This window comes from Albibacterium profundi (assembly GCF_042159835.1).
Classification (GTDB): domain Bacteria; phylum Bacteroidota; class Bacteroidia; order Sphingobacteriales; family Sphingobacteriaceae; genus Albibacterium; species Albibacterium profundi.
Genome location: NZ_JBBVGT010000003.1, coordinates 187678 through 202613 on the forward strand (window position 1 = coordinate 187678; position 14936 = coordinate 202613).

The window sequence follows — 14936 nt, forward strand, 5'->3', positions numbered from 1 at the left end:
ATACACAATATATCTTATATACACGATATACTCTCCATCGTTTCAGTTAGTTGTTTAAACGTCATATGACAGTCTCATTACACTTTTTTATCCCATTAATGCGATATTTGTAGTATCATAATTTAGGTTTATAATTGGTTAGTAAAGATCCCCATTCTCCCCGTTTGGGGATCTTTCATTTCAGACTGTCTGCATGGGTAGATCTATCGCTAGCAATTCTTTGAATATGATAGTTACGATGTGGCACACTCGGTAATGAATGCTTCGTTGATACAAATATTGTTTTGAATAATATAAATCATTATATTTGAGTTGATTATAACGACCTTCTTATGAAACAGACTATACTCTCCGGTGTTATCATTTTATTTACTTGCGTAACACTTAACGCCCAAGAATTAGCAGTAAAAGGAAAAGTGATTAATAAAAAAGGGACGGCTCTTCATTCCGATTTAGTAGATTTGGAAGGTTACGAAAAACGACAGATTATTGATGCTATTTTAAACCAATCCAAAGTAAAAGATGACGAGGTTGTTATAGTAGATAGTGCAATCAATAAAAAAGAAGCTAACCCAATTAATTTGCCCAATGCTTATTACGGAGATAATTCTATCAAAATACCCAATCATTATGACCCTGAAAAAGATATTAGTATCAGACTTCCGAATGCTAATTTAAAAGGTATAGATAAAAAGAAAACTATTATTAAATTAACTCCATAGTTCAATATACATCCTGGTGAAATATTAAATGAGGAGTTCCTTGTGCCAATGAAGATTACTGCCTATCGTTTGGCCAAGAAAACTGGAATTCCCCAAATCCGTATATCGCAAATCATAAATGCCCAACGTCGAATTACGGCAGATACAGCAATTCGTCTGAGCCGTTTCTTTGGAAATTCGGTCAAATTTTGGCTCGGAATTCAGGATGATTATGATATTCGTACGAGTACCCGCCAAACGTAGAAACCCGCCGACAAGGCACTGAATCAGGCGGTGCAGAAGAGCCAGTTGCCAACCAGTGAATATATAATTACAAATAGTAAAGCTAACGTGTTTTGGGATTAATTCCTTACCTTTAAGGTGATGTTCAAATAAATACCCTGTAAAGGGACTTTATTTAAATTAGCCAATAAATAAAACTAAAAAGCAATTATGAAAAAACATGCGATGTTAATCCTAGCTGTTAGCTTGGGCAAATAACCTTAAAAGTTATTCATGCGTCAACATCTTTTTATAATATGTTTAGCAATAATCCTGTTAGAAGTGATCTCTATTCTTTCCAGCATATTTATGTTAGTTAGAGATTCAATCGTTAGCCCTGAAGTTCGTGCCGAGAAAACAACGTTATACCGGAAACTATTCACGGACAGTGTACAGGACAGTTTACGTTCAGATAACACTTTCTTCTACGATTATCGCGAACCTTTTTCCATTTTCACTTACAAAGAAGATGGAAATAGATTCAAGATCATTATATGGAAGTATGCAACGAAGGCTCTTGACGATCCTCTATCTGTGATTTTAACAGAAACACAGTATTCGCTGGATTTGGGAAGTCAGGTTTATCAAGGCGTTAAGGCTGGCTATTACGATATTATGATAACAAAGGATTCGGTGCCAACTATTAGGAACATGTACTTGAATCTGGAAGGGGACGATGTCGTAAAAATCGAAGATGATAAGATGCTTATATATCGATTAATCCCAGAGGAAATAACTGTCAGCAATAAAAAAGAGGGGAATGAAATCTGGAAGATCGAAAATGTGCTCCACGATAAGTATAAGGATCGCGCGGAAGTAGCTTTCTTTTCGGATGGGACGCAGTGCTATCTAGGTTTTCTATTTCCATTAATCAGAAATTCACCTAATAAGGTTTCATTGGCGAACTTGTTAAAATAGAAAATAATTGTCAGTGCACTCCCGCACAGCTCTGAGAGCCTAAAATTGGATGGTTGAACAGGAAATTGTTAGGTATGCATGTACAATCAAAACGAAAGTGATTATGTTATTGATATTTGTATTTATAATTAGAAGTAGTAAAGTCAATATATTTTTGGATTAAATTCTTACCTTTAAGGTGATGTTCAAATAAATACCCTGTAATGGGATCTTTATTTAAACTAGCCGATCCAAGCTGTTAGCTTGGGCAAATAACCTAAATAAAAGTATTCATGCGAAAAAACCTTTTTGTAATATCTGCAGCTGTCTTTCTCTTATGTATAGTTGCTCTTCTTTCTGGTGTATTTAAAGCGGGTAAAAACCTGATAGATAATCCGGATGTTCGGTCAGAAAAGACGACATTATATCGAGACCTGTTTAAGGAAGATATTCAGGATAGTCTACGGTCAGATAATACGTCTTTCAATGAATATCAGGAACCTTATTCAGTTTTTACTTATAAAGATGCAGGCAACAAATTTAGGATCATTGTATGGAAGTACGCAACGAAGGCTCTCGATGACCCTTTGCCTGTAACCTTAACGGAGACGCAAAACTCACGGGCAATAGGTCAGATTTACAAAGGCGTTAAGGCTGGCTATTACGATATTATGATAACAAAGGATTCAGTGCCAACTATTAAGAATATGTACCTGAATCTGAAAGGGGATGATATTGTAAAGATCGAATACGACGGGAAGCTTATATATCGACTAATCCCAGAAAAAATATCCGTCAGCAATAAAAAAGGAGGGAATGAAATCTGGAAGGTCGAGAATGTGCTCCACGATAAGTATAAGGATCGCGCAGAGGTAGCTTTCTTTTCGGATGGGACGCAGTGCTATCTAGGTTTCCTCATTCCTCTGAGAAAGAATACAGCTAATGAGGTTTCATTGGCGAACTTGTTAAACTAGAAATTGCAATGAAAATATTTGGAACTATTCTTCTATTAACGTTCTACCTAACTTCCCTCGCACAAGAAGAAATAGTTACTCAAACTTTAAGAATCGATATACCGAATGCCCGTGGCGCGACAGTGTCAGAAGTGTTTGAGGAGGTAAACTATATTCCGCTGGAAAGCAACAAAGTCAGCCTGTTCAATAAAATTGACCAGCTGCTTGTCACTGATCAATACTACGTCATTCTGGATAGGGTTGGTAATGCAATCCTTATTTTTGAAAAGGACGGAACCTTTCATGCAAAGATCGACCGCATCCCCAAACGGAAGAAGCCGTCCTATCCCAGTACTATGTTTCAGGTCATTTCAGTCGACCAAGTCCGCAAGGAGATCATCACATACAGCAGTTTTGGTGAATATGCTGGGTTTCTTTATGTTTTCGATGTGGACGGCAATTTTCTGAGAGAACAGAAGGTAGAGGCGAACATAAGTGAATTTATAAGCATCGGATCCGGAAGGTTGATTGCGTACGATTCGCCGCCCGATGAAGCAGGGGATAAAGACACAACGTACGCCTTGACATATATTGAACCCGATGGTGCGCTCGGCAAAAAATATTTCCCGCACAATTTCTATCTGCCTTCGGATGATAGGTGGTCGGATGATAATAACCTGTATCCTTTTGGTGATGGCACAAAGGTGCTGTCCAAAGAATTCTATCAATATGAGGTTATAGAACTTGATTCCGGAGGTATTGTAGCCAAATATAATTTCGTATTGCCCATGTCATATTCGTTGCCTAAAGACTTTTTGACGAACACAGAATATGACAACCGTCGCGAGGAATTTATAAAAAGTAACCCGTCCGTCGTTTACAGTCTCAGTCACCTTTACCGGATAGACGACTACCTTCTGTTCCATACTGCCAATTTTGATCATGTTGATAAAAAGCGAGACCTGATTTATCACTTAAAGACGGGGACTCTCTTATCATACAGGCATATCCAACCTGATTCATCCAATAGTTATCTGCCTGTTTATAATATCGTGGCGAAGGTGCAAGCCGCTGATCAAGAGCATTTCTATACGTCGATCTCTTCGTCTTACATGTTCATGGAATATAGGGAAAATAAAAGACGGAACCCTGTTTACAATGACGTGCTTACCCAATATTTCACTGCTGGATCTAGAAATGATAATCCGGTGATTATTCAGATGAAATTAAAAGAGGGTTTATAAAAAGTGTTAGTAAGAACGGTCGCATTGTTTGTTATTTCGCTGCTTGCGATGAACGCTTACGGGCAAAGCCGTGATCCGTTTGTACACGACGGTGCGGTGAAGGGTGTACTGATGGATTCTGTTCACAACCATGTGCTGCAGTCGGCCACCGTCGCGGTATATATGGCAGCAGATACCAGCCTTATTGGATATAGTTTGACCAACAACTTTGGTGAGTTTGAATATAATGGCTTGCCGACAGGTGTTCCGTTGACGCTAGTCGCCACCCATGTAGGCTACAAAAGTCTTGAACATGGCTTCGATATACCGTCGTCAACGAAGTCAAAAGATTTGGCCAAGCTGTATCTGGAAATGGCCTCCAATGAGCTTGAGGAAGTAGCTGTTACCATACCACCTATCCAGATGAATGGAGATACCCTTGAGTTTAATGCGGATGCTTTTAAGCTGGACCCCAATGCGGTCGTAGAGGATCTTCTGCACCAATTACCGGGGGTAACCGTTTGGGGTGACGGAGAAATAACTGTCAATGGCAGAAAAGTCCATACTTTGCTAGTCGACGGTAAACCTTTCTTCGGTTCAGACCCTAAAATAGCCACACAGAATATTCCAAAGAACGCAATCGAGAAAGTACAGGTATATAATTCAGCGAGTACGAGCAATCCGGTTGACTCCATTATGGAGGTGAACTTAAAGCTAAAGAAAAATAAAAAATACGGCTATTTTGGGAAAGTAGGAGGTGGAGTTGGCACGGAAAACAAGTACGAAGGGGACGGATCGATCAGTATGTTTTCACCCCGAACGCAGATCAGTGTCGTGGGTTCGACGAACAACAACAATAAAACCGTTCGTGATGTGGAGATGTTGCTGCGAAATGCATCCTTTAAAGGGGTAGGAGCAAATATAGAACTCCATCCCGATTTTTTCCAGAATGGCATAACGGAGCAGCATACGGCGGGTCTTTCTTTACAGCACGATTTCATGGAATCGCCTTCGGATTTGAGAAAGGAAGGTCTAGTGGTTGATTATTTTTATCAGGACGAAGATCTGACGAAGGAGACCGACAGTCGGACGACGGTTGCTTTGGATGGTAATGAGAACTTGGATCGCTTTCGTAATGTTGACGAAACACGATTCGATCGGAGTCATCGTCTGAACTCCAGATATGACAATGAGAATGAAAGGCGCGCGTTTTATGTCGCCCCCCATATTACACATAGAGAGACGGGCAGCCATAGCCTTGAAACCAGTAATGCTTTGGTCAATTCAGTCGAAAGCAGCAGCCTGTTGTCTGAGACGGAGAGCTATAACTCCAGTAACCTGCTTTTAGAAGCTGGTTACGACCTGAAAAAAGTTTCAGGACGTGCCAGGTCGCTTGGGGTTAAAATTGACTATCGCTTTTCTGCAAAAGAGTCTTTAAGGGATCGGGAGCTCGATAACGAATTTCGTTCATCGGACAGTGCGACCGTTCAGAACGAGACGAGGCTCTATGACCTGGAACTCAATAGCCGCCGGCATGAAATTTCACTCTCTTTGACTAATTTGAAAAATATATTTTTCGGAACGAACAACCTTCCCAATATATCGCTCGCGTTTAATAATAAATTGTATATGAATACCGACCGGGAAGATCGCCAGGTGAAAGACTTTGTCTCCGGAGGGTTCATTTTGAATGAAAGTCTTAGCAACCAAAGCGATTTAAATCGGATACATGCGATACCTGAATTTAGTATCCAAAGAGTCTTTTCTAAATCTTTATATAATCGTTATCAGAAAGCTTTTACAGTAAGTATCGTCCCGAAAGCCCATCTGTTCTCGCAGAAAAATCGATCTGACAAAGCATTTCAGAACTTTAGCACTTCCTATGTATATTTTACGCCCGAGGTTAGTGTCAATTACCGAAATCAGCAATTCAATCATTATCTGAAGAACTTTTCGTTGAGCTATGATTCTGATATCGACTTCCCGACGGTAGACCAGCTAGTACCTTTGGTTGACAATATCAATATTTGGTATGTCAGGAGAGGCAATCCTGATCTTCGCCCTGCTATAAAAAGGACGATTTCCTTTAATCACTACCATTTTAGCCACTTGGCAAATAATATCTTTAATTACAATATCGCGGTAAATGGAGGCTACGTCCGTGACAATATGGTAGACAGCAGTGTCTACGATGAGTTTGGTAGGGTGGACCATTATACCGTGAACCAAGACGGCGGCTATTTTATTAGAGCATCAGGAGAGTTTAATAAAGCCGTTTCTATCCGTAACCATACCTTTCAATTACAATATAACTTTCTAGCCGGCATCACAAAAGAGCCGCGTTATGTCAACAGCGATTTGAAGGATATGAGTAACTTTTACACGAGCCAAAATGCTATCTTAGGTTATAAGTTTAGTAATAGGCTGTCAGCTACTGTCAACCAGAAGTTCGATTTGTTTAAGTCGGGCGAGGTCGGCAATGAAAACAACCAGAACTTTAGAAACCTTCAATCGTCAACGGGACTAAGTGCTAGTTGGAATGCTACCAAACGTTTGACGGTTAACAGTAATTTTATTTCGAGGAATACCTCGTCCACGTATGACCGCTACACGAATTTTATTTGGAATGCGAGTGTTATTCAACGGCTACTCAAAGAGAATAACTTAGAAATCAAATTCTCTGCCCTAGATCTGCTAAGACAAAATCAAGGCATTATTCAGTCGGGGGCTGGTAATTATGTAACCACGGGTACAGTGAATGTTCTTCCTCAATATTTCTTGTTTTCAGTCGCTTATTATCCGAGAAAGTTCGGAAGAAATTAAATGATGAATAAAATGACACCAAACTTAGCCATTATAGTACCATGTTTTAATGAGGAAGAAATTATTAAAGATACAATTTCAGCTTTGAACGCAGCTTTTAAAGCTCTGGTTGTCGAAAAAGTAATCAGTGAAAATAGTTTTATTTTGTTTATTGATGACGGTAGTAGTGATAACACGTTGAGGCTACTAAAACAAAATAGAACTGGGAATATCAAAATTGTTAAACTATTAGAAGAGAACTTTTAAGTTAATTATGTTTTAATGATCCTTTGTTTCAACCAGGTTGATCGGAGAGACCTAGGAACAGAGGCTTTGAAGGCTTTTTCACTATAAAATTTGCGATTTGTGTTTTTATAAATAATATTAATTATATTTGAACGAATAATTAAGATTGGAATTATGCAAAACATAAACGAAAAACAAGTAATCGAATTTTTAAGGGAGCGTCAGCAGCTCTTAAAAGAAGAACTTAAAAAGGTTGAAAACACGATTAGCGTAATTGAAAGCTCAAATATTGTCTTGTCAGGGACGACGACAGCGAAAAAGATTACACGCGATGTTCAACCTTCTACCAGAAAGTTAGAAGCCGTTCAGGAATTTAAACCGCATGGCAGGTTTGATGAGCGGATCAGCTATGCACTGACCAAATTAAAATCGGCCTACAAGGAGGATATATTGGAAGTCCTTTTGGAGGAGCAACCGGATCAGGATGTCGTGAAATTGCAGAATGCACTTGGTGTAAGGCTGTCGTATTTATTGAAAAATAACCTGATTGATGCTGAGAAGCATGGACGGAAATTTTACTATACGATGAAGTAGCTTCGAAAAGCTATTACTGCGCGCATTTTGATTGGATATTCGTTACGAAAAGTCGTGTATTTTTCGTAAATTTGTGAATTGTAAAATCAATTAAATGAGCGAAGAAAATAAGAATAACTACTCAGCCGATAATATCCAGGTACTAGAGGGTTTGGAGGCTGTTAGAAAGCGCCCTTCCATGTATATTGGAGATACAGGAGTAAAGGGTTTACACCATTTGGTTTACGAAGTTGTTGACAACTCGATTGATGAGGCTCTCGCCGGTCATTGTACAGATATCTTAGTAACCATTCATCCAGACAATTCGATTTCAGTTGAAGATAACGGTAGGGGAATCCCTACTGCGATGCACACGAAGGAAAAGCGTTCTGCCCTTGAGGTGGTTATGACGGTTTTGCATGCTGGTGGTAAATTTGATAAGGATACGTATAAAGTGTCTGGTGGTTTGCACGGTGTGGGTGTGTCTTGTGTGAATGCTTTATCTAGTTTGATGATTGCTGAAGTGCACCGCGAAGGGCAAGTTTTCAAGCAAGAGTACGAGAAGGGCAAGCCTCTGTATCCGGTTACTGTAGTTGATGAAACGGATAGGACGGGTACGATTATCACTTTTCATCCTGACCCTGAAATTTTTACAATAACAACTTCTTATAATTACGACACACTGGCGAATAGGTTACGTGAGTTGGCTTATTTGAACAAAGGAATCCGACTGAAGCTTGTTGATGAACGTGAAGATCAAGAAGATGGATCGTTCAGAAATGAAGAATTCTTTTCCGAAGGTGGTTTAAGTGAATTTGTGAAATATCTGGATGGTACTCGCCATCCGCTTATTCCAGAGCCGATACATGTGGACGGTGTGAAAGCTGGTGTGCCGGTAGAACTTGCACTGCAATACAATGATACTTATACTGAGAATGTTCATTCTTATGTGAATAATATTAACACGATTGAGGGAGGTACGCACGTAGCGGGATTCCGTAGGGGATTGACGCGTACGCTGAAATCATATGCTGAAAAGTCTGGCTTGCTGAAGAATGTGAAGGTGGACATCTCTGGTGATGACTTCAGAGAAGGCTTAACCGCTGTCATCTCAGTGAAGGTTCAGGAGCCACAGTTTGAAGGGCAGACGAAGACCAAGCTTGGTAATAGTGAGGTGATGGGTGCAGTGGATCAGGCTGTTGGTGAGATTTTGGGTATCTATCTAGAGGAGAATCCGAAGGAAGCTAAGACCATAGTGAATAAAGTGGTGTTGGCGGCGACGGCTCGTGCGGCGGCTAGAAAAGCCCGCGACATGGTTCAGCGGAAGAGTGTGATGAGTGGTAGCGGTTTGCCAGGTAAATTGGCAGACTGTGCTAATAATGATCCGGCAAAGTGTGAGATTTACCTTGTTGAGGGTGACTCGGCAGGTGGTACGGCTAAGCAGGGTCGGAACCGTGAGTTTCAGGCCATCCTTCCGTTGAGAGGTAAAATCCTCAACGTGGAAAAGGCGATGGAGCACAAGATTTACGAGAGTGACGAGATTAAGAATATGTTTACCGCGCTTGGGGTGAGCATAGGAACGGAGGAGGATGCTAAGGCACTCAACCTTAGTAAACTCAGATACCACCGTATTATCATCATGACGGATGCGGACGTGGACGGTGCGCATATTGATACGCTGATTTTGACATTCTTCTTCAGATACATGAAGGAGTTGATTGAAAGAGGATATTTGTATTTGGCCTACCCACCTCTATACCTTGTTAAGAAAGGTAAAGAATTTGAATATGCGTGGAGTGATGATCAACGAGCTGCGGCTGTTCAGCGTCTGAAGGGTGCCGGAAAAGAGGAGAGTGTAAGTATTCAACGCTACAAAGGTCTGGGTGAGATGAACGCAGAACAGCTTTGGACTACAACGATGAATCCGGAAACGAGGACTTTGCGTCAGGTGACGATTGAGAATGCAGCTGAATGTGACCGTATCTTCTCGATGTTGATGGGTGATGAGGTGGCTCCACGAAGAGAGTTTATTGAAAAGAATGCAAGGTACGCTAAAATAGATACCTAAATCAGAATGAATTTTATAGAAGAATTACGTTGGCGCGGTATGTTGCAGGACATGATACCGGGTACAGAAGAGCAATTGAATAAAGAATTGACGGCCGGCTATATCGGCTTTGACCCTACAGGTGACTCGCTGCATGTGGGGCACCTTACGCAAATCATGACGCTAATCCACTTTCAGCGTGCGGGACATAAACCGGTGGCGTTGGTGGGTGGTGCTACTGGGATGGTAGGTGACCCGTCTGGGAAATCGGCCGAACGGAATTTGCTGGATGAGGAGACTTTACAACATAATGTGGCTTGCCTGCAAAAGCAGTTGAAAAAATTTCTTGAGTTTGGATCTGAAGGTAACCAGGCTGAAATGGTAAATAATTTCGATTGGTTTAAAGATTTTAGCTTTCTTGATTTTATTCGTGATGTGGGCAAACATATTACGGTAAATTATATGATGGCAAAAGATTCGGTGAAGAAGAGAATTGAAGGGGAAACGGGTATTTCATTTACGGAGTTTTCTTATCAGTTGATTCAAGGTTACGATTTTTTCTATCTGTGGAAGAATAAGAATCTTTTGATGCAGATGGGTGGGTCAGACCAGTGGGGGAATATTGTTACTGGAACGGAGCTGATTAGACGGATGGGCAGTGGCTCGGCTTTTGGGCTGACAACGCAGCTGATCAAGAAAACAGACGGTACGAAGTTTGGAAAAACAGAGGGAGGCGCCGTATGGTTGGATCCGGCAAAAACATCGCCCTTTAAATATTATCAGTTTTGGCTGAATGCGAGTGATGAGGATGCGAAAAACTGGATTAAAATATTTACGCTAAAATCGAAAGAGGAGATTGATTCAATTATCGCTGAACATGATCAAGCTCCGCATTTGCGCGTCGTACAAAAGGCGCTTGCTGAGGATATTACTATCCGAACGCACAGTGAGGAGGCTTACGAGACGGCAATAAAGACATCTGAGCTATTGTTTGGAAATGGTTCTCTTGAGTTTTTAAATAAGTTGGATGATGCTGGCGTACTGGAGGTTTTTGAAGGTGTTCCAGCCTTTACTATTTCAAGAGAGGAGCTGAACCGAGGTATTAATGTGGTTGATTTGCTAGCCGCATCGGCTTCCGTGTTCTCATCAAAAGGGGAAGCGAAAAAAATGGTTCAAGGTGGTGGCGTTTCAGTGAATAAACAGAAAGTGAACGATCCTGTACACGTGATCAACGGCGAATGGTTGATTAACGATAAATATATTATAGCACAGCGCGGAAAGAAAAATTATTTCTTATTGATTGCAGAATAGTGCTTATTGTACTAAAAGGTTGCAACCGCGAATATCACTTTGATCAAAACGGCCGAGAACTTCAAATTGTTCTTGGCCGTTTTTGCGTCCAAGATCTTGTGTTGAAATGAAGGAGCATGAATTGATATTGGCTAGGTCTATGATATTGATGCCACCGGTGCTGCCTGTCGGCTGATAGCTGAAGGGGTCATTTAGATCTCGAATGAAAACCTTCATCCAACGGGGACATTCGAATAAACCACTTCCCTTGGAATAGGCTTGAGAAAGCAATTCGGTCATCCCATATTCGGCGTGGACTTGTGTGACGCCGAAACCCTGGCATAGGTCTTTATGTAACTCTTCACGAATCATTTCTTTTCGCTTTCCTTTCATGCCTCCTGTTTCCATAATGATCAGTTCGGGAAAATTGAGCTGATAGCTTTCGATGAAATCTAGAAGAGCATAGGTGACACCAAACAGGATGGTGCGGGTATGCCGATTTTGTAGGTTTAGAAGTGTATTGTAAAGTTCTTCGTGGTTATATAAGAAATAACCGCTTTCCGACCGACCGCTAGTTTTGATAAGGTCATCTACCATGTAGATTAGCGAAGATCCGGTACGTTCCAGGTAAGAGGGTAAAAGCGCAAGAACGGCTGTATCGGACAAGTCGCCATAAAAGTACTGAAATGCTTGACGAAAGCTTTTTTCATAGATGGATAGGTCGCTCACGTAATGCTTACTGGTCTGCGTGCCTGTGGTCCCGGAACTGGAAAAGATGGTTTCTGCGTTTTTTCCTTCTTTGATAACTTGGTGGCTTTTAAAGAATTCAATAGGAAGGAACGGGATATCTGTCAGTTGAGTTACGTATTTTGATTCGAACTTTAGTGCCGACAAATAGTCTGCATAGATGTTGCAAGTTCTAGCCTGTTCGTGAAATATATCAAGAGCGAGCTCCTTGAACTCAATATCATTACTGATCCGGAAAATTGCTTCGTTGTTTGTCATCAATACACAAAGGTATTAATATTTTCGGCTGCTTAATCTTTTGATTAGGAATCCACTGATACCTGCAAAGCCTGCGACAAGTCCTCCAATAACGGAGGTGAGTAGAGCTAACAACACCCAACTGTAGGCACCGCTTCCTAAGCCGAACATTTGGCTGATGCGTGTAGCGAGGATATGATTGTTTTGAATACTGAGGATTGCGGCAGTTGCAAACCAGAGCACGAATACTGCTAAAAAGGCTATAACGAATGCAGAAAACGCATTTCGTGCTTTCAGCAGGCAGCAAACGAAGGCCACTGGTGCAATAACCCACCAGGGGAATAAAAGCTGCAATAGGCAGGATAGTATTAATATGAGAAGGAATAGGATCATTGCTTTAATTGGTAGGTATGAGCTTGATTTGACTGATGATGTGATCTTGATTGCGACTGCGTTTGTCTAATAGTAGGAGTTCGACGAGCTCGCCTTTTTCCCAAACGCTGATCTGGTTGTCGTAAAAAGGACTACCCGGGTTGCCAGAAGCGCCGCCTGGCAGCACGCCATAGGCCCGCGGCGTGTCGCCAAGTAGGACGATCATACGCCAAGATGGGCCGTTGTCTTCGCTCATGGCATTAACAGTATGCTTGGAGCCGCCGACGTTGAGGATTCGGGATCCTAAACCGGGAATGGCAGCTAGATGGGGGACATGGGTTCCTTTAACTTTACTCCATTCCCAATGATCCATGTCACCGTGTTTTTCGGTCAATTCTTGGACAGCCTCTTTGAAACTACTAATGATGACGTCGCTGCGAGTTCTTTCTTGACTTGGAGTAGAGTACCAAGGCGACTTAGGTTCATGGAGAAGGAGGTGAACGGTTCGGTCGCGACTGGGATAGCGCATCAGGGGCTTAGCTTGACCAAAATATTCTTTCCAAAGGTTATCATATATTCTATTATAAAAGCTTTCAAAAATACTGGCGGCTATGGAAGTGGGTACGTAACGATAGTTCCAGTCTTTAAGACTCACTAGTGCTTTGTTTTCAATATCATTAAAATCCTGAGCCCGCGTTAGAATATGAACGAGTGTGTCCGTAAGACTTTCGGCAAGCATGCTATAGGTGTCATTTTGAAGCGACCGAAATGATTGCAGATTGGCATTTGTCATCCCTTCTAATTGGGAATTAATTCGTCGCGCACGTTCACTAGGAGCAAATTCCCAACCTAGATAGTAAGGATAACTCTGGTCGACCGGCCATTGGTTTGCTGAACTTAAGTAATTCTGGACAGGATTATAGGCGGTTGGGTTTCTCTCATAGGGGATCCGTTGCTTCCATTCATTACTTGGATCAGCTCCATCTAGTAAAAACTTGCCTTGACGCTTTTCTTTCATAGGAAAGAGCCCGTTGGGTGTGATGGCGATATCGCCTGTGCGGTCTGCGTAAACAAAATTCTGTGCCGGGGCAACGAAATGGGAGAGAGCGTGACGGTAATCTTGATAATTGCGAGCCATATTGAGCTCATAGAATGTTCTGATTTCATTGGAAGGGAGGTGAGCAACCCAATTGAGCGCATAACCCTCTGGAATATTGGCCGTCATTGGCAGACTTTCGGGTTTGGTGTTTTTTAAATAGCTTATCGGTCCTTGGTGGGTATAGTAGACTGTATCATAGTAGGCTCGTTCACCACGTATTTTAATTTCTTCGATTCGCTTCTTGGTTTTCCGCCAATGGTCGTTTTGTTTATATTCCTCATAGCTATCGTCTCGGAAGGTCACTTTGTACCAGTCGAGTACATCAGAGCCGACATTGGTGACTCCCCAAGCGATGTTTTTATTGAATCCGACGATGACGTTTGGCGCGCCGGGAATAGAAGCTCCATAGACATTGACGTTCGGACTGTGAAGTTGGATTTGGTACCAAATAGATGGTAAAGTGAGGTCAAGGTGCGGGTCGTTGGCCAAAATAGGAAAGCCGGTAGCGGATTTATTGCCATTGACAGTCCAGTTGTTACTTCCTATATTTTCTGGTTTGATTGCGGTTAGCAAACGCGATGTAAGCCATTTGGAACTTTCATTTTTCGAGTTTATGTTATCTGCTCCATTCTTTACGATTTTGGGAGCACTCGTAATAGAAGCAGCGCTACTGCTATCTGTTTCGAATTTCCAATCGGTAGCTTCAGGAATTATAGGATCTTCGATAAAGGGGTAGTTAGGGAAGAGGTCCTCTACAACTTTCTCACCGTATTCATTTAGAGTATTACTGAGAGCTAACTCGTTGGTTCCGCGTGCCAAAGTTGCCGACATGAGCTTTAATAGCAGAGCGGAGTTGAGTGGTTTCCAGACTTCAGGCTTGTAGTCGAGTATTTTAAACTCAAGAGGGTAGTCGGCTGCATCCAGTTGGTTGATATAGGCATTGATCCCAGCTGTATAGGCCTCTAAAATAGCTTTGGTCTGAGGGTCTTTATTAGCTTCTGTTAGCATGTTCTCCGCTCCATAGGTCATCCCCATTCGCCGCTGGTAGCGATCTAAGTCGAGTGCCTTTTCGCCCACAACTTCAGATAAACGACCGGCAGCATAGCGCGTCTGGAAGTCTAACTGCCATAGGCGGTCTTTGGCGGTAACATATCCCTGAGCGAAATAAAGATCGTGGTCGTTTTGAGCAAATATATGTGGAATACCCTGATCATCAATCAAGATGGTCACTTCACTTTGTAGTGATTCATCCTCTAAGGAGAAGTTGTGCGGATCAACAGGCTCTGCGTTTTGCCAAAACCCGGTAAAGGGGTTTAGAAACTTGCCGAGTGGGGGAGTATCTCCTAATTTCCGATTTAATAGGTAGACGCTGACGAAAGCAAGGGAGCTAAATAGAATTAACTTAAAAAAAGCCAATCGTTTCATTCAATAATTTAGGGCTATAATCTTTTTAAAGATATGTAATAT

13 protein-coding genes are annotated in these 14936 nt (G+C 41.7%); 10 read left to right on the forward strand and 3 right to left on the reverse strand.

All coding sequences use genetic code 11. From position 1 onward, the window contains the following. The first annotated feature begins 332 nt into the window (after window positions 1-332). The 10 genes from WKR92_RS12350 to tyrS all read left to right on the forward strand — a co-directional run bounded on the left by WKR92_RS12350 (window position 333) and on the right by tyrS (window position 11035). Complete coding sequence (locus WKR92_RS12350) at window positions 333-722, forward strand: hypothetical protein (RefSeq protein ID WP_375558140.1); 390 nt, start codon at window positions 333-335, stop codon at window positions 720-722. A gap of 6 nt (window positions 723-728) precedes the next feature. Further along, complete coding sequence (locus WKR92_RS12355; protein ID WP_375558579.1) at window positions 729-965, forward strand: HigA family addiction module antitoxin; 237 nt, start codon at window positions 729-731, stop codon at window positions 963-965. Between the two features lie 327 nt (window positions 966-1292). Beyond that, window positions 1293-1901: a hypothetical protein gene (locus WKR92_RS12360; protein WP_375558141.1), complete on the forward strand. Its 609-nt coding sequence runs from the start codon at window positions 1293-1295 to the stop codon at window positions 1899-1901. A gap of 272 nt (window positions 1902-2173) precedes the next feature. Beyond that, complete coding sequence (locus tag WKR92_RS12365) at window positions 2174-2854, forward strand: hypothetical protein (RefSeq protein ID WP_375558142.1); 681 nt, start codon at window positions 2174-2176, stop codon at window positions 2852-2854. Window positions 2855-2862: 8 nt separating this feature from the next. Then, window positions 2863-4077 (forward strand): DUF4934 domain-containing protein, encoded by a 1215-nt coding sequence (locus tag WKR92_RS12370; RefSeq protein ID WP_375558143.1) that lies wholly within the window; start codon window positions 2863-2865, stop codon window positions 4075-4077. 3 nt (window positions 4078-4080) lie between these two features. Continuing rightward, entirely contained in the window at window positions 4081-6879 is a 2799-nt protein-coding gene (locus tag WKR92_RS12375) for a TonB-dependent receptor (RefSeq protein WP_375558144.1), read from the forward strand. 12 nt (window positions 6880-6891) lie between these two features. Further along, window positions 6892-7125, forward strand: a complete 234-nt coding sequence (locus WKR92_RS12380; RefSeq protein WP_375558145.1) for a glycosyltransferase — start codon at window positions 6892-6894, stop codon at window positions 7123-7125. Window positions 7126-7278: 153 nt separating this feature from the next. Then, window positions 7279-7698, forward strand: coding sequence for a soluble adenylyl cyclase-like protein (locus WKR92_RS12385; RefSeq protein ID WP_375558146.1), 420 nt, complete (start codon window positions 7279-7281; stop codon window positions 7696-7698). A 94-nt stretch (window positions 7699-7792) separates the two neighbouring features. Then, complete coding sequence (gene gyrB, locus WKR92_RS12390) at window positions 7793-9745, forward strand: DNA topoisomerase (ATP-hydrolyzing) subunit B (protein ID WP_375558147.1); 1953 nt, start codon at window positions 7793-7795, stop codon at window positions 9743-9745. Between the two features lie 6 nt (window positions 9746-9751). Then, entirely contained in the window at window positions 9752-11035 is a 1284-nt protein-coding gene (gene tyrS / locus WKR92_RS12395; protein ID WP_375558148.1) for a tyrosine--tRNA ligase, read from the forward strand. A gap of 3 nt (window positions 11036-11038) precedes the next feature. Here the strand turns inward: tyrS and WKR92_RS12400 are convergent, their stop codons facing one another. The 3 genes from WKR92_RS12400 to WKR92_RS12410 are packed head-to-tail and all read right to left on the reverse strand — an operon-like array spanning window position 11039 to window position 14894. Beyond that, window positions 11039-12019, reverse strand: coding sequence for a LuxE/PaaK family acyltransferase (locus tag WKR92_RS12400; protein WP_375558149.1), 981 nt, complete (start codon window positions 12017-12019; stop codon window positions 11039-11041). A gap of 15 nt (window positions 12020-12034) precedes the next feature. Then, entirely contained in the window at window positions 12035-12391 is a 357-nt protein-coding gene (locus WKR92_RS12405) for a hypothetical protein (protein ID WP_375558150.1), read from the reverse strand. Between the two features lie 4 nt (window positions 12392-12395). After that, window positions 12396-14894, reverse strand: coding sequence for a penicillin acylase family protein (locus tag WKR92_RS12410; protein WP_375558151.1), 2499 nt, complete (start codon window positions 14892-14894; stop codon window positions 12396-12398). Window positions 14895-14936: the final 42 nt, after the last annotated feature.